The sequence below is a fragment of the Vibrio sp. YT-16 genome, assembly GCF_033337405.1.
In the GTDB taxonomy this organism is placed as follows: Bacteria; Pseudomonadota; Gammaproteobacteria; order Enterobacterales; family Vibrionaceae; genus Vibrio; species Vibrio alginolyticus.
Genome location: NZ_JAWOQQ010000022.1, coordinates 12074 through 36056, shown reverse-complemented (window position 1 = coordinate 36056; position 23983 = coordinate 12074). Strand labels below are relative to the sequence as shown.

25 protein-coding genes are annotated in these 23983 nt (G+C 44.8%); 7 read left to right on the top strand and 18 right to left on the bottom strand.

The genetic code is table 11. The annotated features are described in order from the left end of the window. Nucleotides 1–218: 218 nt before the first annotated feature. The 4 genes from rpoH to ftsY form a co-directional block, all read right to left on the bottom strand. Nucleotides 219–1076 carry an RNA polymerase sigma factor RpoH gene (gene rpoH, locus R7F07_RS22675; RefSeq protein WP_005378693.1) on the bottom strand — a complete coding sequence of 286 codons (858 nt, stop codon included), beginning with the start codon at nucleotides 1074–1076 and terminating at the stop codon, nucleotides 219–221. 176 nt (nucleotides 1077–1252) lie between these two features. Then, nucleotides 1253–2221 (bottom strand): permease-like cell division protein FtsX, encoded by a 969-nt coding sequence (gene ftsX, locus R7F07_RS22670; RefSeq protein WP_005378695.1) that lies wholly within the window; start codon nucleotides 2219–2221, stop codon nucleotides 1253–1255. Continuing rightward, entirely contained in the window at nucleotides 2211–2885 is a 675-nt protein-coding gene (gene ftsE, locus R7F07_RS22665) for a cell division ATP-binding protein FtsE (RefSeq protein WP_005393800.1), read from the bottom strand. Before ftsE ends, ftsX begins: the two co-directional genes overlap by 11 nt. Before the next feature lie 22 nt (nucleotides 2886–2907). Next, nucleotides 2908–4134 carry a signal recognition particle-docking protein FtsY gene (gene ftsY, locus R7F07_RS22660; RefSeq protein WP_017821295.1) on the bottom strand — a complete coding sequence of 409 codons (1227 nt, stop codon included), beginning with the start codon at nucleotides 4132–4134 and terminating at the stop codon, nucleotides 2908–2910. A 230-nt stretch (nucleotides 4135–4364) separates the two neighbouring features. Here ftsY and rsmD point away from each other — a divergent pair, with 230 nt between their 5' ends. Both rsmD and R7F07_RS22650 read left to right on the top strand, forming a co-directional pair. Beyond that, complete coding sequence (gene rsmD, locus R7F07_RS22655) at nucleotides 4365–4964, top strand: 16S rRNA (guanine(966)-N(2))-methyltransferase RsmD (protein ID WP_005378702.1); 600 nt, start codon at nucleotides 4365–4367, stop codon at nucleotides 4962–4964. Between the two features lie 25 nt (nucleotides 4965–4989). Continuing rightward, nucleotides 4990–5256: a DUF1145 domain-containing protein gene (locus R7F07_RS22650; RefSeq protein WP_005378704.1), complete on the top strand. Its 267-nt coding sequence runs from the start codon at nucleotides 4990–4992 to the stop codon at nucleotides 5254–5256. Between the two features lie 57 nt (nucleotides 5257–5313). Here R7F07_RS22650 and R7F07_RS22645 read toward each other — a convergent pair whose 3' ends face one another. From R7F07_RS22645 to R7F07_RS22630, 4 genes are all read right to left on the bottom strand, one after another. Continuing rightward, on the bottom strand, nucleotides 5314–5898 hold the full coding sequence (locus R7F07_RS22645; protein ID WP_005389671.1) for a YhgN family NAAT transporter: 585 nt from the start codon (nucleotides 5896–5898) through the stop codon (nucleotides 5314–5316). Between the two features lie 106 nt (nucleotides 5899–6004). Further along, the gene (locus R7F07_RS22640) at nucleotides 6005–6226 is read right to left on the bottom strand and encodes a YecH family metal-binding protein (RefSeq protein ID WP_005378711.1); all 222 of its coding nucleotides are present in this window, start codon (nucleotides 6224–6226) and stop codon (nucleotides 6005–6007) included. A gap of 69 nt (nucleotides 6227–6295) precedes the next feature. Then, nucleotides 6296–6916 carry a lysoplasmalogenase gene (locus R7F07_RS22635; RefSeq protein WP_005389670.1) on the bottom strand — a complete coding sequence of 207 codons (621 nt, stop codon included), beginning with the start codon at nucleotides 6914–6916 and terminating at the stop codon, nucleotides 6296–6298. Nucleotides 6917–7997: 1081 nt separating this feature from the next. Next, on the bottom strand, nucleotides 7998–8366 hold the full coding sequence (locus R7F07_RS22630; protein ID WP_005378717.1) for a hypothetical protein: 369 nt from the start codon (nucleotides 8364–8366) through the stop codon (nucleotides 7998–8000). 328 nt (nucleotides 8367–8694) lie between these two features. Between R7F07_RS22630 and R7F07_RS22625 the strand changes: the two genes are divergently transcribed. Continuing rightward, nucleotides 8695–9024, top strand: a complete 330-nt coding sequence (locus tag R7F07_RS22625) for a DUF2500 domain-containing protein (RefSeq protein WP_005378719.1) — start codon at nucleotides 8695–8697, stop codon at nucleotides 9022–9024. Here the strand turns inward: R7F07_RS22625 and R7F07_RS22620 are convergent. The 7 genes from R7F07_RS22620 to rhtB form a co-directional block, all read right to left on the bottom strand. Continuing rightward, nucleotides 9021–10034, bottom strand: a complete 1014-nt coding sequence (locus R7F07_RS22620) for an acyltransferase (protein ID WP_017636080.1) — start codon at nucleotides 10032–10034, stop codon at nucleotides 9021–9023. The genes R7F07_RS22625 and R7F07_RS22620 overlap by 4 nt on opposite strands. 283 nt (nucleotides 10035–10317) lie before the next feature. After that, a complete protein-coding gene (gene arsJ / locus R7F07_RS22615; protein WP_005383628.1) occupies nucleotides 10318–11535 on the bottom strand; it encodes an organoarsenical effux MFS transporter ArsJ in 1218 nt (405 codons plus the stop codon). Between the two features lie 255 nt (nucleotides 11536–11790). Beyond that, a complete protein-coding gene (locus R7F07_RS22610; protein WP_053307418.1) occupies nucleotides 11791–12285 on the bottom strand; it encodes a cyclin-dependent kinase inhibitor 3 family protein in 495 nt (164 codons plus the stop codon). A gap of 12 nt (nucleotides 12286–12297) precedes the next feature. After that, complete coding sequence (locus R7F07_RS22605; RefSeq protein WP_318110562.1) at nucleotides 12298–13299, bottom strand: ArsJ-associated glyceraldehyde-3-phosphate dehydrogenase; 1002 nt, start codon at nucleotides 13297–13299, stop codon at nucleotides 12298–12300. 42 nt (nucleotides 13300–13341) lie between these two features. Next, the gene (locus tag R7F07_RS22600) at nucleotides 13342–13677 is read right to left on the bottom strand and encodes a metalloregulator ArsR/SmtB family transcription factor (RefSeq protein WP_005378730.1); all 336 of its coding nucleotides are present in this window, start codon (nucleotides 13675–13677) and stop codon (nucleotides 13342–13344) included. A 154-nt stretch (nucleotides 13678–13831) separates the two neighbouring features. After that, entirely contained in the window at nucleotides 13832–15055 is a 1224-nt protein-coding gene (locus R7F07_RS22595) for an EAL and HDOD domain-containing protein (protein WP_017636082.1), read from the bottom strand. A gap of 24 nt (nucleotides 15056–15079) precedes the next feature. Next, a complete protein-coding gene (gene rhtB / locus R7F07_RS22590; RefSeq protein ID WP_005378732.1) occupies nucleotides 15080–15697 on the bottom strand; it encodes a homoserine/homoserine lactone efflux protein in 618 nt (205 codons plus the stop codon). 65 nt (nucleotides 15698–15762) lie between these two features. Between rhtB and R7F07_RS22585 the strand changes: the two genes are divergently transcribed. Further along, nucleotides 15763–16773, top strand: coding sequence for an alpha/beta fold hydrolase (locus R7F07_RS22585; RefSeq protein ID WP_005378733.1), 1011 nt, complete (start codon nucleotides 15763–15765; stop codon nucleotides 16771–16773). Between the two features lie 244 nt (nucleotides 16774–17017). Then, a complete protein-coding gene (locus R7F07_RS22580; RefSeq protein ID WP_053307416.1) occupies nucleotides 17018–17842 on the top strand; it encodes a Cof-type HAD-IIB family hydrolase in 825 nt (274 codons plus the stop codon). Nucleotides 17843–17892: 50 nt separating this feature from the next. On the opposite strand, the gene R7F07_RS22575 is transcribed toward R7F07_RS22580, so the two are convergent. Continuing rightward, nucleotides 17893–18363, bottom strand: a complete 471-nt coding sequence (locus tag R7F07_RS22575; RefSeq protein WP_005378735.1) for an EVE domain-containing protein — start codon at nucleotides 18361–18363, stop codon at nucleotides 17893–17895. A 47-nt stretch (nucleotides 18364–18410) separates the two neighbouring features. On the opposite strand from R7F07_RS22575, the gene R7F07_RS22570 reads away from it, so the two are divergent. Together R7F07_RS22570 and R7F07_RS22565 are read left to right on the top strand one after the other, a co-directional pair. Further along, nucleotides 18411–19961, top strand: a complete 1551-nt coding sequence (locus tag R7F07_RS22570) for a COG3650 family protein (RefSeq protein ID WP_025768163.1) — start codon at nucleotides 18411–18413, stop codon at nucleotides 19959–19961. Then, on the top strand, nucleotides 19961–20557 hold the full coding sequence (locus tag R7F07_RS22565) for a tRNA-uridine aminocarboxypropyltransferase (RefSeq protein WP_025768162.1): 597 nt from the start codon (nucleotides 19961–19963) through the stop codon (nucleotides 20555–20557). Before R7F07_RS22570 ends, R7F07_RS22565 begins: the two co-directional genes overlap by 1 nt. Before the next feature lie 83 nt (nucleotides 20558–20640). Here R7F07_RS22565 and R7F07_RS22560 read toward each other — a convergent pair whose 3' ends face one another. Beyond that, nucleotides 20641–23127: an EAL domain-containing protein gene (locus tag R7F07_RS22560; RefSeq protein WP_025768161.1), complete on the bottom strand. Its 2487-nt coding sequence runs from the start codon at nucleotides 23125–23127 to the stop codon at nucleotides 20641–20643. A 138-nt stretch (nucleotides 23128–23265) separates the two neighbouring features. After that, on the bottom strand, nucleotides 23266–23982 hold the full coding sequence (gene yigB / locus R7F07_RS22555; RefSeq protein WP_171343363.1) for a 5-amino-6-(5-phospho-D-ribitylamino)uracil phosphatase YigB: 717 nt from the start codon (nucleotides 23980–23982) through the stop codon (nucleotides 23266–23268). Between the last annotated feature and the right edge of the window lies 1 nt (nucleotide 23983).

Sequence of the window (23983 nt, the reverse complement as noted above, 5' to 3'; positions counted from 1 at the left end):
GTGTATATCTATAACTATCCCCAGATGGAAAAGTGCTTGAATCCCTTGTTTTGTCCGGGTTTCGAACAGTTGATAAATAATTACTTCACAGAGTTATACACAGGTAGCACATAAAATCCGGATCGCAAACGCTATCGATTTTCGATCGACAATAAAAAAGCCGAGATCACATGATCTCGGCTTTCTATGAAAATCTTACTTTCAATTAGCAGTGGAAATTAAAATTCACCCACGGCCAACTTTAGTTTCTTCATTGCATTTTTTTCTAGCTGGCGAATACGCTCGGCAGAAACACCGAACTCATCAGCTAAGTCTTGCAATGTTGCTTTCTCATCATCTAACCAACGAGAACGCACGATGCGCTGACTACGCTCATCCAAACTCGCTAATGCATGACCCAAGCGATTGTTGGTGTGCATTTCCCAGTTGGCGGCTTCAATGTTGTCGGCCACATCAGACGATTTGTCTTCTAGGTATAGCATCGGCGCTGTGTAAGCGTTTGAACTGTCGTCTTCATCAGTTGGCATATCAAAGGTTGAATCCACCGCCGCTAAGCGTGATTCCATCTCGCGAACTTCAGAAGGCTCAACACCTAACTCGCGCGCAACGGTTTCCACTTCACCGTTGTTAAACCAACCCAAGCGCTTTTTCGACTTACGCAGGTTGAAGAACAATTTACGTTGCGCTTTAGTGGTCGCAATTTTCACGATACGCCAGTTACGTAGCACGTATTCGTGGATCTCTGCTTTGATCCAGTGGACAGCAAAAGAAACCAAGCGAACCCCTACTTCTGGGTTAAAACGCTTAACGGCTTTCATTAGACCGATGTTACCCTCTTGCACAAGATCCGCCATTGGCAAACCGTAGCCAGAGTAACCACGAGCAACGTGAACAACGAATCGTAGGTGCGAAAGAATTAGACCTTTTGCAGCCTCAATCTCACCTTTATAGTGTAATCGTTCTGCCAGCTCACGCTCTTCGTCTGCAGTCAGCATTGGGTAGCTGTTTACTGAGCGAATATAGCTATCAAGGCTATCTTGCGTGACTAGAGCCATCGGATACGCTTCTTTTGTCATTCAATTCCTCATCAATCTCTGATCTGGAGCATTACATTGCAATTTAGCTTCGATATCTTGAACTCAAAATGAACAAGTTTCAAGAAGGGGAAGCAATTATCCATAAACATTTGGTCTAAGCAAGGGTTCAAAATTAGCTAGTGCTAATGAAATCCAAGTAATAAGACCGCCATCACTTAAACTGGTTCAATTTCTTTTAAATGTCGTTGCGCAGAAAAGCGCGCCGCAATACATCCCAAAAGACTCCCAATGATGATTAGTAACAAAGATTCATCCCAACTTAGACCAATCAGGCGGAACTGGCTATCGTACAACGCAGCAAGGTCTTCCACCGCACTATTCATGACAATGGTCACTAAAGCCGTTACCAACCACGCAATAGTGGCACCTAACACGCCAAACCACATACCTGTGTACAAGTAAGGGCGCAGAATGAAACTGTCCGTCGCACCGATCAGTTTCATGGTTTGAATCTCTTCTTTATTCGCCAGCACATTAAATCGCAATGTATTGCCAACGATTAAAAATACCGCACCGAGCATCAGCACTGTCAGGGTAATGACAATAATACTCGCGAGAGTTTTGATTGCATCAAGACGCGCTAGCCAGTCTTCGTCAAGTCTCACGTCGGTCACATCTTGTTGCTCTCGAACGTCTTTGGCTAATGACTGAATATCACTTTTTAGCTCCGAATCTGGCGTAATCACCAACACACCAGGTAGCGCATAGCCACTTAAGAGGCTGATAGCTTGGTCGAACCCTGCATATTGGCTTAAATCAGATAGACCTTGTTGCGGTGAAATATACTCTACCTCTTTTACCAAAGGCCAAGTTTCAATTTGATCTTTGAGAACCATCACTCGTGCATCCGGCATGCCTTCAACTAAGTAAGCACTAACTTGTGAAGGAGAAGCGACATCTTCCGCTGCCCCCGCAACGTTTTTCCCCAATAGATACAAACAAGCTGGCATGGCAAGTGCCATGGAGATGACCGCTAGGGTCAGAATGTTGCCTAGTGGTCGTTGCCATAAGGCGCTAAAAGAGGATTTAGCTTGTTTTGCATGGACAGAGAAAAAACCATCGGTATTCGCACGCTTGGCACTGCGGCCTTTCCCCTTCTTTTGGGAGTGCTTGTTACCTGCCATAGTCTTCTACCTCACTTAGGAAGCCTTGGTTCAATTCAAAATGACGATACTGTGGGCGAGTGTTTACTAACCCCACATCGTGTGTGGCAAGTAGGATAGTCACGCCCGCACGGTTAAATTCTTCGAATAGACGCAACACACGGTTGGATAATTCTGGGTCAAGGTTACCCGTAGGCTCATCAGCCACCAGCAACGTTGGTCGATTAACCACAGCACGGGCAATACCGACGCGCTGTTGCTCACCACCAGAAAGTTGACTAGGTAGACAACGAGCTTTATCGAGTAAGCCCGTTTTATCTAACGCCGCAGAAACACGGCGTTTGATTTCGTTTTCAGAAATCGATTCGATACGCATTGGCAGAGCGACATTGTCGTACACACTGCGATCCATCAATAGGCGATGATCTTGAAAAACAATCCCAATATTGCGGCGCAAAAAAGGGATGTCTTTGCTTGGAATACGCGTGATGTCGTGACCATTAAAATGGATTTTGCCATCGGTTGGTCGCTCTATCGCGCAGATCAATTTCAGCAAGGTACTTTTACCAGCCCCGGAATGTCCGCCTAAAAACGCCATTTCACCGCGCCTCAGGTGAAAATCGACTTTTTGCAGTGCTTGTCGACCACCTCGGTAAGCTTTGCTTACTTGCTGAAATTTGATCACCGTTGATTTCCTCTAACTCTTTTTATTCTTCACGACTAAACAGTGCGTCAATAAACTCTTGAGTTTCAAATGGACGCAAGTCTTCGATACCTTCACCCACACCAATGTAACGAATTGGAATACCGAACTGATCAGCGATAGCGAAAATTACGCCGCCCTTGGCTGTACCATCCAGCTTAGTCAAAGTAATCCCGGTTAGAGGGGCAACATCACTGAAAAGTTTCGCTTGGCTAATGGCATTTTGTCCTGTACCTGCATCAAGCGTTAGCATGATCTCATGTGGTGCAGAGTCATCAATTTTCTTCATCACACGTACAATCTTACGCAGCTCTTCCATTAGGTTCGCTTTGTTCTGTAGACGACCTGCTGTATCAGCAATCACCACATCCACACCACGTGCTTTTGCCGCTTCAATCGCATCATAGATAACAGAGGCACTGTCTGCGCCAGTATGTTGAGCAATCACAGGAACATTATTACGTTCACCCCACACTTGTAACTGCTCAACCGCTGCGGCACGGAAAGTATCGCCCGCTGCAAGCATCACTTTTTTGCCTTGAGTTTGGAACTGCTTCGCTAGCTTACCGATGGTCGTGGTTTTACCCACGCCATTTACACCCACCATCAAGATGACGTAAGGCGTTTTGTTGCTATCGATTTCTAGTGGCTGTTCGACTTTAGAAAGAATCTCAGCCATTTCTTCTTTCAACAAACCATAAAGGGCTTCGCCGTCTTTCAGATCGCCACGTGTGGCTTTTTCTGTCAGGTTGTTGATAATTTTTGTTGTGGTATTCATGCCCACATCAGCAATAAGCAGTTGCTCTTCTAGCTCTTCAAATAAGTCCTCATCGATTTTCTTACCGCTGAACAGACCGAAGAAGCCAGCACCAATATTTGCTTTTGTTCGGCTTAGGCTGCGTTTAAGACGAGCAAAAAAGCTTTCTGTTGGCTTTTCTTGTTCTTGAACACGAGGCGCGGCCGATACGACTTCTGGCTCTTCTGCTTCTGCTTCTGCTTCTGCTTCTGCTTCTGCTTCTGCTTCTGCTGGGGCAGCCTCTGATTGTTTCGCTTCTTCTTCAAGTTCTGGCGTTGCTTCCGCTTGCTCAGCAACCGCTTCGGTTTGCTGCTCTTCAGAAGGCGCTTCCACTGCTTCTTCTTTTACTGTTTCTTCAGTTTTTGGTTTTGGGCTTTGTTCTTCGTCACCAAAACCTAGCCACGAAAGTAATCCGCGCTTCTTTTTTTCCGTCATCTGGGGCTATCCTAGATTGTTCTTTTATCTATTAATGACTCTTTTTTGACAAGATTATTATCTGTCTAAAAAAGGCTAATGACAAAGTTCTGAAAACTTTCCGATTAGGTAATTCTAATCTTATTAGTGTTACACTCTGTCATCTTGAATATTCTGGGCTGTATCCAAGCTCCAAGCTCATTGCTTGGGCGATTAGATATAGTATCACTTTATTAGCGGTCAAAAAATCTATGGTAAGACGTCGCCAGCAAAACTCATCACAAAAAAAGCCAACAACGGGCTTTGTTCGCATTATTAGTGGCTTATGGAGAGGCAGAAAACTTCCTGTACACGATGCTGAAGGCTTACGCCCCACGACAGATCGCGTCAAAGAAACGCTGTTTAACTGGTTAGCTCAAGATGTACCACAGGCAAAATGTCTCGACTTGTTTGCTGGCTCTGGCGGCTTGGGATTTGAGTCAGCTTCGCGCCAAGCAGAGCAAGTGACCATGGTTGAGCTAAACCCACAAGCTTTCCAACAGTTACAAAAGAATGTTGCCTCTCTTAACGCGAACAACATCCAAGTGGTAAATACCGACGCACTGAGTTTTTTGAAGCAACCGGGTTCTGCTCACCATGTGGTGTTTATTGACCCACCGTTTCGCAAAGGTCTATTGGATGAGACCGTGGCTCTGCTAGAACAAAATGGCTGGCTCGCGGAAGATGCGATGATTTATATTGAAACAGAAAAAGAACTCAATATTGCCGACTTACCAGAAAACTGGCAATTACATCGAGAAAAAACAGCAGGCCAAGTGAGCTATCGTCTGTACGAACGTACCTCCGCATAACGCCTCGATTTAAAAGGATACTTAAATGAAAGCACTAATTATGCTGGCCAAAGCGGCTATCGCCTTTGTTTGGTTAGTATTAATCCTAAATATTTTTATGCCCTTTCCCGGCAATGCCGCGATTGCGCTATACATCATGACCGCTTTTTTGTTCATCATGCACGGTTTACAAATGGCCATCTTCATTGGTGCATTTGGCGACAAAATAAAAATGAGCAGTTGGGAAAAATATTCAATCCTGATTTTTGGTATTTTTGCCCTACTCGATATTCGTCGTAAACACATGATGTAATCGCTCAGATACGAAAAAGCCGCTCTTGTGAGCGGCTTTTTTTCTGCGTTTCGTTCGTCACCCAATGTAACTTTTTACACCATCCAAGAACATTTGAGTGGAGATCATCACCAGTAACAAGCCCATTAAGCGTTCTACCGCCTTCAAGCCACGTTCACCCAACAAGCGATTAAAGAAGCCATAAAACATCAGTATAAAAAATGTTGCGCCCCACGCAATTACGACTGATGCTGACATTTCCAACATTTTCTCTGGATGTTGCGAAGACAGTAAAAGCAAGGCTGCAATCACTGAAGGGCCCGCGATCATAGGAATGGCCATCGGAACAATAAAGGGCTCCTCGCCTGCTGCCAGTCCAGTGATGCTGCCAGCACTCGGGAAAATCATCTTAATCGCAATAATGAAGAGAATAATGCCACCTGAAATGCTGAGCGTTTCTGGCTGGACATGCAAAAAACTTAAGATGCTTTGTCCTGCAAACAGAAACAACATCAAAATCAGTAAGGCAAACAGTAGTTCACGAATCAATACCTTACGACGACGCTTGGGATCGATATGTTTGAGAATAGACAACACAATCGGCAAGTTACCGAGAGGGTCCATGATTAGAAACAGCATGGTCGCTGCAGAAAGAATGTCCATATTCTGGCCTCACCTAAAAAATGGCGGCCAGTGTATAGCAAACTGACAACATGAGTATATGACTGAGGGCGAAAACACCATAGTCACCCTCGATCTTAGCCGCCGTTTAGTGATTGCAAACTCGCGCCATATTGACCACAAACTTACCTTCAAGCTCACGAATTTTGTCGCGCTTGAGCAAAAATGCTAGTAATGCATCTAAGTCTAGATCATTCAGTTTACAGGTGTGAAAGCGAACGCTAGCACCAAAGTGCTGTGTGAGGGCTTCGCGATCCATTGGTGTTTCTCTAAGTAGGTTTAGCAGCTCGTGAGCATGGATTTCACTCATTATTGACTCCAGTTATTAAGAACAATGCGTTCAGTTTACTGAAATCCTCAAGAGCTGCTTTGACTTAAATTAGTAAATGATTGAGGCAACAATGAGGGCATGAGCAAAAAAGTAACTGCCACTCACCCACAAATAGGCGTGTTTCATCGGTTTTCGATAACCGTGTATCGCGTATGCCAGCGCCGAATAGATGAGAACTAAGGTTCCGCTAAAGCCGATAGCATTGGCGTAACTCGGCACTTGTAACCAAACTTCACCGGCTGCCCAAGCAAGTTGAACCAGCATCATCCCCATGATCACAACAGGGAATACCAGAGAGTCGAGTTGAGGTAGCAACAAAAAGAACGCCACGATACTCGCTGCAAGCAGCAGGGCCAACAGCCACCAGACAATCTCACCATTAAGCTGCACCCAAAATGACTTGCTGTAGCATACCTGGGCAACCAGATAAGCCGTAAAATAGATTAGCTTACGAGTTTTAAACGAGTGCAGCGTATCTGCCACCATAGACACAATAAGCCCACCCGCAATCCAGTAGGTATATGTTGCGGATGCACCTTGAGTTAACACCAACACAAGAAGAAGTAGCAGAGTAAAGATTTTAAACACGAGGGATTGTGTCGGGTTAGCTTGCTTTGCTCCCAACACGGAATACACACCTGATAGCCCTATCGCCAGCCAACTCCACATGCAGTATACACCTTTTACTTAAACTCGCCGCTAGTCTAGGTAGACCAGTTTTGATGTAAAGACACAATCTACGAAAGTTGGATCTCGCTAGCGATTCGAAACATTTTGTAACCCTCAGCCTACGTAATAATAAAGCCGATGAGCCTGAATGATGCCACTAAACATTGGGGCCAAGCTTTGCTCATCAGCCGAACCCATCAAATCACACGACACAATAACCAACGCTTTCTAAAACTATTTAACTGAAAAACAGATAAGTGCTCCAGGTAAGCCGCCATTTCACAAACTGACGATTAAACCACCAGGATGTATGTAATGCAGGCAACAAGAATAAATAACAGACACAAAATAGAAAATAGTCTTAGTAGCGCTCTAAGAGAGGAGAAACCACTGATGACTAGGGGTAAAAACTAAGAAAACCGACCTTAATTCAGTAAAAAAAACATCAGAAAAGAAAAGTAAGTCAATGATAAATAAAACCATAATTTCAATAACAGATAAAAGTGCGGACTTCATAAACCATAAAATCACTAGACACTTTTGAAGCCCATATTTTCTCATAAGGTAAGAAAATCTCACTCCATGCTTTCAATTTGACGATGCAACCTCATAGCACATTTTTTAATTTTCTCAATTTTTGAGAAATACAGACAAAATAAACACCCAACATACCATTCGAAACAAAAAACAATTACAAAGCCAACATCACAAACCATTTAACATTATAAAATCATATACTTAAAACAAAAAAGTATAGAAATAAAACAATGTGAACACTTTAAATACAGCACAAAAAACATAGTTTCATTAGTCAGAATCACGTAAAACCAGACAAGTTAAGTGTGGTTTTTGAAAAGATTAACGAGCATATGTTGATCAAACCCCAAAAACAGTGCTATATTAAATTCATCGAGTTCATCAAAGATTAAGGGGTAGTGTTATGATTTCATCTTCTCAAAAACAAGGGCTGGTTATGATTGCAGTGGTTGTGGGTTTAATGACACTGCCAATGATGTACTAACCCAATGATTTAAAATAAAAAAGGACGCAAATGCGTCCTTTTTTATTTATCTGTATAGCTCTACTGAATGTGCTTAGACAAAATATCCCAGTGCATATAGTAGAAACCAAGAGCGGCCAGCGTAATCAACGTCATTAGCAAAATTGCTGTACGCCAAATAAAGCGAGAGCTTCTTGGTGTCAGCTCTTTTTCACAAGCATCACATGCCGCCATAAAGCCTTTACGATCATCCAGCTTGTAATCGTCTTCGTGCACCACTTTGTTACGCACGGTTGCGATGAATCGAAGCTTTGCTATCACGTCATGCGGTAAACGTTCTTCACAACTATTAATAAGTTGGTGCAACCCTTTCCCTTCTGCATGGTACTGAGTACGCAAAAGTTTTTCGATCGTTCGGGTACGCATGACTACTTTTTCAATATCTGACATCGTAACCCTCCTTACCAGACCCTTCCTATGTTCATTATTTTTATTCTTCTATAAATTTAGAGCTTTTTCGAGCCGTTAAGTGCAATTTTACTTTCAATTTGTGCCCTTGAGCTCATATAGCCAGACAAGTGAAAGCTGCTTAGTTCAGCTTTAGTGACGTAGCTTACAGATGAAGCAACAATTTCATCGCGTCCCCATTGAGATAAACCGTGAAGTGCGCCGAATAAAATTCATGTCCCTTTCATTAGATTATGAATAAGTTACCTCAACTCATCGTTTCGTCAGCGAGTTCTGTAGAATGGGACCCGATAAAACATTGGAGGTTAATATGCCAATCTCACTTATTTTCGCCCTATTCGCCCTTATTGCCTTGGGCGCGTGGGTGTTTTTCCGTTTTTATAGTAAGCACTATGTGGGCGAAGACGCTCCAGAGCAAAGCGCGCAGGTAACGGTTTTAGATAAACAAGCGATAGACATACCAAACGCACCACCAGGTCAAGACGATCAAGAGTATTGGATTTACGTTCAACGTGGTTCTATCGGTCCAAAGCGTGAATTCCAAATTGGAGTGCATTACTACCATGCACTCAACCCTGGAGATAAGGGAACACTGACCTATCGCGGCAACAAGTTCCTTCACTTCGCTATCAAACGTTAAGGCAGTAACCAACGAGTCTTGGCAGAACGAGAAAAGAGATAGCTCATCGCCAAGGCTCCAGCTCCACTTAGAACGATCCAGACTGGAATCACCCACGCAGGATGTCCTGTGTACCAACCGAACTCTTTCATCGGCCATAAGAAAATAGGGTGAAGTAAGTAAATCCCTAAGCTGTGCTGACTGATCACACTAACCACTTTTTGTACTTTTGGTGATAAGCCTTCACCAAAGTAACGCCCGATCATAAAAATCATCGAAGCCGCTAGAATCACATTCAGTGTTTTATAAGAGAGCCAGCGCCCAACCGTATACTTCTCCGCCTCTAAGCTATTTGTCACAACCATCGTAAAGGTCACTGCCAACGCCACGAGTCCTAGCCCAACAAATAAGGTCACCATAGAGCGATTCAAAGGTACCTTTTGAAATAAAACATACCCCAGTGGAAGGTAACCCATATAAAGCCACATCTGATTACTCCACGGGCCATCAATCTTGAACAAGAACAGTGTGCTGGTGAAAAGCCAAAATGCGAGATAGGTATACAAGACGTTGTCATCCACGTTGCGTACCATCCATTGAAACAGCGGAATCACAAAATACAGTGGTATAAAGTAATAGAAAAAGCCGAGATGGTAATACGTTGCGTGGAATGGGCTATTGCTTAATACCTCTTTTACGGTTTCAAAATCAAAGCCTTGAGAAGTCCAACCTGAAAGGTATGCATAAAACATCGACCAAATAAGAAATGGAACTAAAACTTTGCCCAAACGCCTTTTGATATAATACTTACCGTCAAATGGTCGAGTGTCACTGAGCATTAGCGCTCCGGTGATCAAAATAAAAACTGGCACTGCCCAGCGGGTTACGCTATTCACGCCTACCGCTGTCAGCCATTGGTCAAATGGAATCACTCCTAACTCATTTCGATACGGTGCCAAGACGTGAATGGCGATCACTGCTACCGCTGCGAAGCAGCGCAATAAATCAAAAAACAGAACCCTTTCTCTCATACCTTTCCCTACTTTGAGTCGCTTATCGTTTATAGCATAGGGTAAATCTCAACCAGTGAAATGGTTAACAATCTGTTTTTGCTTATTTTTAACTCAACAATGACCTACAACGGAGATTTCATCACCACTCTAATCACTTAACGAGAACCAAAAACCAAGCATCAGTATTCACTCTCGATGCCAAACCGACACAATCTGATTACAGCAAACGGCGCATAAGAAACAAAAATGGCTCCGATTTGGAGCCATTTATACCATCTACAGATAGCGATACTGGGGATAGTTACGCAGTAGCAACATCAGCTTTTGGCAACTTAATTGAAATCAGCGTCGTCAGTGCCAAGAAAGCAAAAGAAACCCATAAGCACGCTGCAAGACCAGCCTCTTGGTAGATCCAACCCGATAATACCGTGCCAATCAAACGTCCCATCGCATTGGCCATGTAGTAAAAACCGACATCCAACGAGACGCCATCGCCTTTAGCGTAGCTCACTATCAAGTACGAGTGCAGCGAAGAGTTAATGGCAAACACAGCGCCAAAAATCATCAAACCTACCACAATCACCAATTCAGGCTGCCAACCGATTTGCACACCATAAGCAATACCAGCCGTAATTAACGCTAGGATTCCTGCCCACACCAATGCTGCACTACCATCAGGCACACGACCTTGCGCTTTGCCAGTAATACGCGGCGCAAAGCCTTGCACAAACCCATAAGCAATGACCCACGCTGCGAGAAAGCTACCAACCCACAAGTGATCCCAGCCAAACACGCTACCAAGATAAATAGGCAGAGCAACGACAAACCACACATCACGAGCACCAAACAAGAACATGCGTGCTGCGGATAAAATGTTTATCGATTCAGACTTGGAGAATATTTGGCGAAACTTAGGTTTACTCTTTGCTTTACCCATGTCCGCTTCTAGCCAGATCATGCTGCAAACAAACACTAATGTAAGTACACCCGCCATAATAAACATCGAGTTTTGAAAACCCACCCAAGACAGCAGCAAGCCACCAACAAAAAAGCCCGCTCCTTTGAGTGCATTCTTCGAGCCAGTCAAAATCGCTACCCATTTGTAGAGCGCACCTTGCTGTTCGTCTGGTACTAGCGTTTTAATCGCGCTCTTAGCACTCATTTTGTTCAGATCTTTGGCAATCCCCGACAGAGCTTGCGCTGCCATCACCCAAGGAATGGTCAGCCATGCATTTGGTACTGCGAGCATCAGCAACGCAAACACTTGCATCGCTAAACCAATGTTCATGGTTTTATTTAGGCCTAACCTTGCGCCCAACCAACCACCAACCAGGTTTGTCACCACACCAAAAAATTCATAGAAAAGAAACAGTGAGGCAATAGCTAACGTGGAATAACCTAAGTCATGAAAATAGAGCACCACCAGCATACGCAGTGCGCCATCGGTCACCGTAAAGTTCCAATAGTTAAACGTCACTAACATGTACTGACGAATACTTTTGCTTAATTGAGAAATCATATTGACCTCATATGTACAGCGATAGAAGCATTTAGATCATCATGTTCTAAATACTTTCTAACCTGTACAGCAACATTGACCAATATAATGTTGCTGTGATTTTTAAAAAATGCCCCAACATCAATAAAAAGCAAAATACACCTTAAAAAACAATGCATTAGTTAATATTAATGGCTTTTTTTGTAAACAGTCGTATCCTGAAGAAGCTCGAATTTAGCTTTTGGATCATAATGAACCAAAAGCTATTTAAGCTGATCAAGCGTCTTGAGCCACGCGTTCGATGTACTCAACTTGCACAGGTTTTGTAAATGCACCAGGGCGCAATGCCTGCACTTCTCGCACGATATCTTCTAACTGCCATTCCTTTTCTAGGAGTAGGTGAGCAGCGAACAAACCTGTGCGCCCCGAACCACCCATACAATGCATCGCAATTTTGCCACCTTGAGCAAGAATCTCGTGCAGTTCCGGACTGGCTTGTTGCCACTTCGTCGCAAATTCTTCATTTGGTGCGCAGTCGTCTTCAATCTCGATCTGGAACCATTTCATACCCAGTTGCTGAGTGGCTTCACCCAATGCAGAGACATTCTTCGCAGCTAATTCACTATCATCTAATGCAGTAACGACCGCTTGAACACCCTGCTCTTTCAACTGTTCTAACGACGCATGCAAATCGACACCTTTCGTTCCTGGGCACGGTGTTAAGATTAAAGCACCGGAGTCCAAATCTAATTGCCATGTAGGATGAGACATTGTGACCCCCTTTTAAGCCAAACCAACGTTACGAACCAGCTCTGCTGTGCGCGTTGCATAACCCATTTCGTTATCGTACCAAGCATAAATCTTAACCATACGAGAACCCACAACCATGGTTGATTGCGCATCAACGATGGTTGAACGTTGGTCGCCTTTATAATCGATAGAAACTAAAGGACGCTCTTCGAAGCCAAGGATGCCTTTCAAATCACCTTCAGATGCTTCTTTTAACAGTGCATTCACTTCTTCTGCTGTGGTATCACGCTTCACATCAAAAATGATGTCTGTTAACGATGCGTTTGCTAGAGGTACGCGAACCGCATGACCATTAATTTTGTCTTTTAATTCTGGGAAAATTTCGACAATCGCCTTCGCGCTACCCGTCGTAGTCGGGATAAGGCTCATGCCGCATGCTCTTGCACGGCGTAGATCTTTGTGTGGCGCATCCAAAATAGTTTGCGTATTCGTCAGGTCGTGAATGGTCGTAAAAGAAGATTGTTCGATACCCAATTTCTCATGAATGACTTTAACCACAGGTGCGATACAGTTAGTCGTACACGAAGCTGCTGTCACGATACGATGTTTTTCAGGGTCGAAAATATGGTCGTTCACGCCCACCACAATGTTCGCGATACCTTCTTCTTTCACAGGTGCGCTTACCACGACACGTTTCACGCCTTGCTCTAGGTATTTGTTTAGGAATGATGTTTTGCGATGTACGCCTGTCGCTTCAATCACAACATCACAATCAGACCAGTTCACCGCATCGATATCGCGTTGTTGAGTCGTGGCGACACGCTTGCCGTTGATGACGAGCTCACTGCCTTCGACCTGAACTCCATGATGCCAACGACCTTGCACTGAATCGAATTCTAATAAGTGACCAAGCGTCGCGGCGTCACCTGCGACATCGTTGATTAACACAAACTCCAATTTTGGCCAATCAAATGCCGCTCGCAGCGCTAAGCGACCAATTCGGCCAAAGCCATTAATTCCTACTTTAATTGTCATAGTTTTACCCTCTAATCTTCTACCTTGAATCTCTATTCGCTGTTAACAGCAAGCCTCACGACTTTTATCGTGTAAGCGTGTGATGTCGTCTTGGTATTCCTGCTTCAAACAGTTTGATGCCACTAAGTCTTCAATTAACTTTCGCATCCAACCTGGCAATTGCTGTGATAACTCGTAATACACCCATTGCCCTTGGCGTTTATCCACCAAGATGCCACTGGACCGTAACTGAGCAAGATGACGAGAAACTTTCGGCTGGCTCTCTTGCAGAGCAAACGCCAAATCACCAACGCAAGTTTCACCTTCACGGGCCACGAGCATTAAACAACGTACGCGTGTTTCATCGGATAACAGCTTAAAAAACTGATGTGGAAGCATAATGAACATACCTATATATGGATATGCGTATATGTTTATTTAATTAAGATATATCGTCAAGAGGAAACCGTCCATCGTCATAAAAGTTTCACATCTAACGAACAGCTTGATTGTAAAGAGAGAGATTCAAAGAGATAAAAGATAAGACACGAAATTATGCAGTCGCGATGCTTTGACTCCAGCGAACCGCTTCACCTAAGGAGAGCTTCACTTCCTCTAAAGGCAACCCCAATTGCATCGTGATTTTTTCAACCCCTGACCAATCGGCACGCTCGTAGCACTCTTCGAGGGAAATAAGTGCACCATAAACCCCTTTGCGATGTAATAGCGCTTGTTGTACTGAATGACTAAGCGGTAACTGCCTAACTAAAGATTCCACCGAAAGATCCAACAGCGCATCTAGAATCGACAGCAAACCAACCATAAAACCTTGTTCGTTGAGGTGAGAGAAGGGCTGATAGCGCGACATCAATTGGCAAAATTGAGCTCGTTGCAATGAAAGGTGATACAGCTCTCGAGGCTTGTTACTGGAGATATACGATGCCACAACCAAAGAGACAAACTGCTTAAGGTTATCCTGGCCAAGATAAATCAATGCCTGACGAAAAGAGCTGATTTCGACAGCCAAATTCGGCGCTTGCGTATTTACAAAACGCAATAATTTATATGACAACGCGACATCTTGCGTAATGATGGACTCGATACGAGTAAAGTCAGGCTCAGGAGCACAAACTTCACGAAACAGTTGCAATGCCAACACTTGCTCAGGACTGACGTATTTAGTCTGCGAGACGAGTGGCTTGCTAAAAAAATAACCTTGGAAAAATTTAAAGCCAGCCGCTTTCGCTTGCTCAAACTCTTCTGCGGTTTCAACACGTTCTGCTAAAAAGTGGTATTTGACGCGTTTGGCAAGGTGTGTTGTGACAAGTTCACAGGCCTTTTCGAGCCCCATCGCCATAATGTCGAGCTTCACAATATGCACATATGGCAAAAAACGGCGCCATTCTGGTGTTAGGGTGAAGTCATCCAAAGCGATCAAGTAACCTTCTCGATAAAACTCACGAATCGCATCAAGAAGCTCATCCGTAGGTTGGCACGTTTCCAACACTTCGATGACAATTTTGTTTTTCGGCAAACTGCGCGGCAAACGTCGCACCAAACTTTGATGAGGAAAGTTAATAAAGCATCTTGAAGAGGCAATCACTGGGTTAGTACCCAGTGATAGGAAGTTTTCGACGATCAGTCGGTATGTCGCTCGATTTGAATCAATATGTGAAGGGTATGCGTTACTCTCCCCGTCTCGAAACAACAATTCATAACCCAGCGTCTGTCTTTTTCGGTTAAAGATCGGCTGGCGAGCGACATACGTTGTATTCATGCTAAAGAAGGACCTATAAATGGCTTATGACTTTGCAGCTGCTAATAATGCACCACAACCCATGAACATTGAACCGAATACTTTGTTTATTTTTCCCATGATTTTATCGGAGCGAATAAAGCGTCCCATTTGTGCTGCCAAGCTCGTGTAACCCAACATTACACACGCATCAATCACGACCGTAGTGACGCCAAGCACCAACAGTTGCGTGATTTGGTCTTTTGCCGGGTCAATAAACTGCGGGAACAACGCCACCAGAAAAACAATCGATTTAGGGTTGGTGAGGTTAATTAACACAGCCTTGTACAACAGCGCCGTGCCTGACATCTCGTTGTGGTTTTCAGCTGCGACTAAGCTTGATGTATCGCGCCATTTCTGAATCCCCAACCAAACCAGATAAGCGGCACCAACCCATTTAATGACAGAAAATGCGGTTGCTGACTGCGCGACAAGCGCACCAATACCCGCCCCCACCAGCGCGATGTGGATAACTAAACCAATTTGTAAGCCAATAATGGCACCCAGTGATTTACGGGTACCGTAACTCAAACCATTACTGATTGAGTTCACCGTGCCAGAGCCCGGAGCCAAACTAAAAACGATTGCTGTTACTACATAAGCTAACCAGACATGGGTATCCATTGCATTTCCTCACTAATTCTTCGATGATACATCGCGTAAACAACGTATCTTCAGGTAATCAACTAATGGCGACTAACCATTCACCTTTGACTTATACTCAAGAGACATTATTTGAGCAAGCAATTGGTGGTCCGATCGCAGCACTTTGGCAAACTCGCCAAGAGGGCTTTGTTAAAGGGACTGAGAAAAAGAACATTTACTGGTGCAAGCTAACCAACCCAGAGCATAAAAAAGCCGTGCTCATCGTAAATGGACGCATTGAGTCTTCCTGGAAATACCAAGAGCTGTTTTACGATCTCTACCGCCAAGGTTTCGATGTCTATTCCTTTGACCACCGCGGACAAGGTTTATCAGATCGTTTATTATCTGACTCAGATATGGGTCACGTCTATGACTTTACTGATTATATTGATGATATGGACATCGTCGTAAAAAAACACGACCTTAGCGAATATCAACAATGCTTCATCATCGCGCACTCTATGGGCGGCGCGATCGCCACACGTTACCTGCAAACTCACCCAGAACACCCTTTTACTGGTTTGATTCTAAGTGCGCCCATGTTTGGCATTAACCTGCCATGGTACCTATCACCAATAGCGATTCCGGTCACACAAATTATGTCAGCGGTATCGACTTTGCCACGCTATGCACCAGGACATCAGGCCTACTTCCCTAAGCCCTTTGAAGATAACCCACTTAGCCAAAGTTACGGCCGCTACCAATGGTTCCGAAACCTATATACGGAAAAACCGGAACTGCAAGTCGGTGGGCCAAGCACTCGCTGGGTTTGGCAAGGGCTCATGGCCGCTAAGCAGTGCTTTTTATTAACTCGCCAAGTCAAAATACCAGTAATCCTAATCCAAGCCGGAAACGATCGGATTGTTAGCAACCTCGCGCAAAAGCGTTTTATTGATAAATTGCGGAAAACCAACCCGCACGCGGAGCTGCTTTCTATCGAAGGCGCACAGCATGAAATCTTGTTCGAAACCGACAAGTATCGTAATCAAGCGCTCGATGCGATTTTCCGCTTTATGAATGACCCTAAATCGCCATCAAACGAACAAGCACAATAAGAACTCTAGGCGACCATTTCACGACTAAGATTAAAGAGGAAATGTCTACACATCGATTTACCCTCTTTTTCATCCTCATTTTGGCGTACACTGCTTGAACTTGGCTACTTTGACACTGTGTTTAACCGCATAGTGCTATGAGCCCAAGTTCCCCCGCATTCGGAGCAGTACGATCTAGTCAGTCTGCTGTACTCCGTTTGCAATTCACCTGTTCCACACTATCCAAACCGTTTACGAGGACTTCATGAGCACATCGCTACCTTGCAAAGAGATCACCAAAATCGTTGCCTCTGATCTGGATGGCACGTTACTCGCACCTAACCATCAGCTCAGTGCTTACTCAAAAGAGACGCTAAAAGCGCTGCATGAAAAGGGTTATACCTTTGTCTTTGCAACCGGCCGTCACCACGTAGACGTTGCGAGCATCCGTCGCCAAGTTGGCATTCCAGCTTATATGATCACGTCGAATGGTGCCCGAGTGCATGACCAGGAAGATCAGCTAATGTACAGCGAGAATGTCCCTGCGGAACTGGTACAAGGCGTGATCGACACGATCAAACATGATCAAGAAATACTTATTCACATGTATCAAAATGATAGCTGGTTGATGAACAAGGATGATGAAACGTTACGTGACTTCCACGATGAATTCACTTACGTCTTATTTGATGAAGACCGCGCCCCAACTGACGGTATTGCGAAAGTTTTCTTCACGCATCCTGGAGAAGACCACGAACGTTTGGTCGTATTTGAAAACAAACTACGTGAGCAGTTTGGTGATAAGCTGAACATCGCATTTTCAACGCCTTGGTGTTTGGAAGTAATGAGCGCTGGCGTGTCTAAAGGTCATGCTCTTGAAGCGGTAGCGAAAAAACTCGGCCTCACGTTAGAAAACTGCGTAGCATTTGGTGATGGCATGAATGACGTAGAAATGCTGTCGATGGCAGGTAAAGGGCTAGTTATGGGTACATCACACGAAAAAGTGATGAAAGCTCTACCAAATAATGAAGTAATTGGCAGCAATGCAGAAGATGCGGTTGCACACTACCTACAAGAACACTTGCTGTAAGCTTCAATACTCCAAATTATGAAGGGCTGCACATTCGCAGCCCTTTTCTTTTATCGCTGACTTGGCAGCTTCTCTTTGCCAAGAATCGCGTCCCATTCTTCTTCTGTCACGGGCATAATCGACAAGCGATTTCCACGTTTCACCAACGGCATGTTCTCAAGTTCTGGCATCGCTTTCATCACCGACAACGGAATCACTCGCGCCGTTTTACGTACAAACTCTACATCCACCATAATCCAACGCGGGTTGTCTGGGTCTGACTTTGGATCGTAATAATCGCTTTCGGGATCGAATTGGAAATGATCGGGATAGGCTTCTCTCACAACTTTAGCAATACCTGCCACGCCAACATGTTTACAAGAAGAGTGGTAAATCAGGACTAAATCGCCCACCTTCACTTGGTCACGCATCATATTGCGCGCCTGATAATTACGAACTCCCTCCCAACATGAAACCTTTTGGGTTCGAAGCGTGTCAATAGAAAAGGTATCTGGTTCAGTTTTAAATAACCAATATGCCATAATGCCATCCGATGCCGATTGAGTAACAATAATGAGGAAGATATAACATGAAGGCTTTGAAAAACCCAGTGGCGCTTGCCACCCTGCTGGTTCTGCAAGCATGTAGTTCACAGTCGCCACAATCTGGTGCCGCTGACCTAACCTCTCCACCAGCAACCTTAGATAAGCCTGAAACCATTCAACCTCAAACTTTTATGCTGCGCGGAAAAGTGATCGTCGGTCACGAGAGCCAATACATCATGCCTTGTGGCAGCGACAAGCAATATTGGTTGCAACTGTCACCACAGCAAATGCAACGAGCAATTCAGTTAAATAACGAGCCTTACCAGACCATGTATGGCGAGGTTATCGGCCACCTCAACCCACCGGGCATCGATGGGTTTTCTGCTGATTTCGATGCTAACTTTGTCGTGGAACAAGTGAACTTCCTCACAACGGAAAATCCAAACCGTTGTCAGCAACCAAACAAACCAACTCGCGTGTTTGGTAATGAGCCTTCTTGGTCGGCAAGCTTTGAGGCTAATGGACTAACATTCCAGCAAATCGGCAAACAAACCACAAAATTAGCGATTAAAAGCAGTCAGCTTCAACCTCGCCAGCGCACTTATCAACTACAAGATGGTGAGCTTCGCTTAACAGAAAACCTCTGCTCAGACACAATGAGCGATTCTTTGTATGGCTGGAAAGCAACACTAAAACATGATGGCGAGACGTATCAAGGTTGTGGTATGGCTGCAAACGTCGATGCAACGCTTGGCTGGGCTAATACCTATGTCGCGACCTCAACCCAATCACAAGGCTTTGAAGTACAAATGACCTTAAACCCAGACCATAGCGCCACAACAAAATACCGTTACGCCAATGGACAAGCACCATTAATCGAGCGTGGTTACTGGCAACAGTTAAGTCCGTATCAGGTTCAAGTTGTCATGACGCATCATCAACAGCAAAGGCTAATGTCAGAGCGACTGTTTACTCGAGAAGGCAATCAGCTCAAAGCGACCAAAGAAAAAGTCGGTAACTTGGTATACCCAATCGCCGATGGTGGTTTAGTCCTTTATCCTGCCACCGTTCGTGATGAAGGCATCATGCAACCAGCCGAAAAACGCACCAACAACCCCATCGGTAGTGCTGACGTACCTTCTAGTGCAGAGTTTGATTCAAAAGTAGATGCCGCGGTGCGCAACTACTTCTTTATCCATCAAACCACCCCCAACAATAACCAATACCGTTGGCTAACTTACGACCTCAACAGCGATGGTAACGAAGAGCTATTGGTACAGTTGGATTGGTGTGGTTCCGGAGGCTGTACATTGCTGATATTTGAACATCACGAAAAGGAATGGCGATTTAATAGCCGCATTACACTAGTGCAAAGCCCGATTATGCTCGGCCAACAAACCTCTCATGGTTGGCGAGATCTGATTTTTAATGTCAGCGGTGGCGGAGCTAAAGCGGCTCAACACGTGATGCAATACACTGGGGTTAGCTACCCACTCAACCCAAGCATGGCGCCAACGGCAACGCCGAACCAAGTCAGTGGTGTGCGTCTGTTCTCTGATGGGATAAGCCCGGTGCGCGAAGGAGTTCGTCTGTAATGTCACAACCGTGTCCAACCTGCGGTTTTCAATTCAATTGTATGTGCTCGCTAATGCCGAAACTTACCAGTGAGCACAACATCCTGCTGTTAATGCATCCGAATGAACTGAAGCGTGATACTAATACCGGCCAGCTACTAGAGCAGTGCCAACTCAACATTGAGCGAGTAATCTGGGATCGCAAACAGCCACCAGCAGAATTGCTCACTCTATTAGCTGATCCGTCGCGGTATCCGGTGTTGCTCTTCCCCTGTGAAGAAAGTATCACACTCGAAGATGTGGTACTCCAAAGCCAGCAACAAACCAAAACTCCGCTGTTTATTATTTTGGATGCCACCTGGCAAGAGGCGCGCAAGATGATCAATAAGAGCCGTTGGTTAGAAGGTATCCCTACTATGGGATTGTCTGCGTCGGCGGACTCACAATATCAGCTGCGACGCAACCAACAACAAGGTAACTTGTGCACGTTTGAAGTCGCTGCACATTTGCTCGGGCAACTTGGAGAACAAAACAACCAACAACAAATGCAGCGCTTTTTTGCCCATTACCTCGCTCTGTTCCAAGCTGAAAAGAGTGGACACGCTCTTAAGCGTTAAACATTAAGCTCAGTAGAAGAACCAAACAAAAAACGCAGCCTACGCTGCGTTTTTTACGACAAGAAGTTTCACGTGAAACATCATTAAAACAGTCGAGTCGGCTCGCCAAGATAGTAACCCTGCAAATAATCCACCCCCATGTCTTGTGCAATGGTACACACCTCCTGATTGTGGACGAACTCCGCCACCGTCTCCGCGTTAAACACCTGGCACAAACGCACCAACTGGGAAGCGATCTTGCGCTGTTTTAAGTCTTTATCAATATCACGAATCAAGCTGCCATCGAGCTTTATGACTTCTGGCTCCAACTTTAGGATTTCATCGATATTCGAATAGCCGGACCCAAAGTCATCAACAATGATACGCGCCCCTAAGCTTCTAAAATGACTGCACACTTCTATCATTCGGCCATAGTCTTTGATCTGCTCAGATTCCAGCACTTCTAAACCAATTCGCCTTGGGTCATTTAGCTGGCTAATTTCATGCTCTAAAAGTATTAAAGTTTTATCACTGAGCAAATCTTGCGGCGATAAGTTTATAGAAAAGTCACCTTGCTTATCTCGCATGTAATGCAACGTAGAATGAATCATGTGCCGACTTAGTCGAGTGTAAAGATGCGTATCAGAGATAATTGGCAGAAAACGCCCTGGCGCAATCACCGTTCCATCGGCTTCCAGAATACGAACCAAACATTCTTGGCTTGCCAATTTGTGGCTACCCGCATGCACAATCGGTTGGCTATAGGTGATGATATTCTGTTTGAGAATGGCTCTACTGACGCAACTTAGCCATCCAAGTTGCTCTTTGCGCACATCCTCACTGACTTCAATATCTTTCGCATTACAGATATGGGTATTACTGCGTACACCAGAGCGCCTCGCTTCGATGCCTTTGAGTAAGAGCTCATCTACTGAAGCGGATGGAAAGTCTCGACGACTCACTAAGCCGCCGCATAGCGAGATAGAAAGATAATCTATTTCACGTAGGCCAATTGGCTCAAAATTAGTTTGTTCTACCGCGTCAGCAAAACGCGTAAAGTGCTGTTTGATGGTCTCGCTGCTTTGATCAGCTTTAAATATGAACGCCCATTCACCAACCCCAATACTATAAAGCTGCAAAGCCGTTGGCATGCCGAAACGCTTTCGTAATCGATTCGTAAAGTGCATTGAGAGATCTTTGAGTAATTGATCTCCCACTCGGTAGCCGTATTTTTCGTTGATATGACTAAAGTTAAGTAGCTTTAGAGTCAACAAATGCTCATCCAAATCGATGTTACTCAGCCGCTCTTGCAATGCGACCCGGTTTTGTAACCCCGTGCGACTGTCGCGTCGATAGCTTTCTTGTAACTTGCGCGTTTGGCGATCGAGTTGATATCCCATATGCGCGTTCATATGGTTGAGATCGCCGATCGCATTTCGAATCAAGCTAAACAACGGTGAAATAGAGGAGCTAACGGGCGACTTAGGCAAGTTCAATGTTTGCACTTCGTCTCCCTCTCGCATCGCTAAATACGTCAGGCTGTGATGAAGAATTTCGGGCTGACCAATACCACCATGCAGTTCCCCCATACAGTAACTACCAAACGTCGTCGCAATATCTTTGAAGGCTTGGACTTCGTCGCTGCTGTCAATAAAGTCTAACCGTGACGCGCAGTTAAAAATCATCACGACTTCAGGTTGGTGCATGGCTAACTCAACCACACCATGCCGCACTTGCTCGAGCGTTAACGAGGGATGGTTATAGCAAAATTGCACTTCGTCACCAAGACACCAGGGCCTGTCGAAGCTCATACTGCCATCAGCGTGTAGCTCCGTTACCGTACAAACTTCCTTTCGCCCTAAGCTTTCTCGATACAATGGAAAGCTGAGCAGTTGACTCAGCGTCACGTCATGGCCATCCGCCAAGTAACGCTTGTATACGTCCAGCGCTTTCTTCTCACCTAAACAATACAAGCGCGTTCCTTTTGCATGAGTGACTTTGTGTGGCATGCCAATCGGGTTCCATTCCGAATACGCATCAGTCCATAGCTTCAAAGTATCACTGTGCAAAGCTACGGCAACCACAGCGTTATCGTAAACTCGGTTTTGATATAGCACCCAGCAGCCATCGTCAATACTCTGCGCCAACCCTCCAGAAATCACGACTTCTTCACTGGCGAAGGTTTGAAACAAGGGATAGTCACGTCGTTCAATTTGCACAGCAAAGCTGAGGATCACCTGTGAATTATGCTGCATTAGAAGAGAGCGCTTGAGCTCCCCGCCATCAATATCAGGGGAGTAAGAGTATGTTTGTACCGCAGAAGTCAGCGTGGTTTGCTCAAATTCAATCACACTCACTAGGCAACCAGAGGTAAATATCTCCCCTTCCAGAATCACATTACGCGTACTATGCCCCATAACATGAGCATTCGGCAGCGACGACAAAACTGCGTCTGCAAGTGTGGTCGTAATTTCGCGCGATTGCGTCGACAATATTTGTACTAAATATTGTTTATCTGAGGAAGTCGGAAAAGTGACTAAAAAGTCATTCAGTTGACTGACATCGTGAACCAGTTTTGAAAAAGCTCGCATGGACCTACCACTGCCGTAACACTATCTTCACCACGACGTGTGGCGTTACTATTTTTATTTAATAGAGAATAATTTACGTGGCTTTGCGCTGCTTTTCTAGACACAAAATGAGATTAGAATGGATTAATGCGAAAGCAATTAAAAAAGTGTGAGTAACGGCTGCAAACTATTGATTTCAATATCAGGTAAAGTACGTGTTTTTGAATGGTTAATGACATTTTTATTCATATCATTAAACCAACAGGCTGCAAAACCAGCCAACTTTGCACCATGCACATCCGTGGTTAGATGATCACCGACATGCAGAATATTCTCCGCAGGAGTATCCAAGAATCGCTTCGCTTTAGTAAACATATCGGTTGCGGGTTTCGCCAATCCATCTGGTCCTGCTTTAAGTACCTGTTGGAAATAAGGCGTAAGACCGATGCGGTCTAAATCCACATTACCGTTGGTGATTGCCACCAACGGGATGTGCTGCGCGAGTTCCTCCAATACATCGAGGCTTTGCTGCGGCACTTCAAAACGGTTACGCCAGTCCAACGCAACGTCTACTGCGGCTTTCGCGGCGGCATGTGCTGCGTCTTCGTCGTAGCCTACTTGGGAGAAGGCTTGCTGAAGTTGCACTAAACGCCATAAAGTGACATCGCTCTTCAGCTCGGGTTGTTGCTGCACAACACGCTGCTTGAGAGCAAACCAATCCGCTTTGTTCATATGAGCAACCGCTGGATGATGGTGCTTGAGCCAAGATAGCAACTCACGCTCCATGCGAACTATCACAGGATAGTTGTCATAGAGGGTATCATCTAGGTCAAAGGTCATTGCCTTAATAGGCTCGATACGGCGATAAAATTTCATA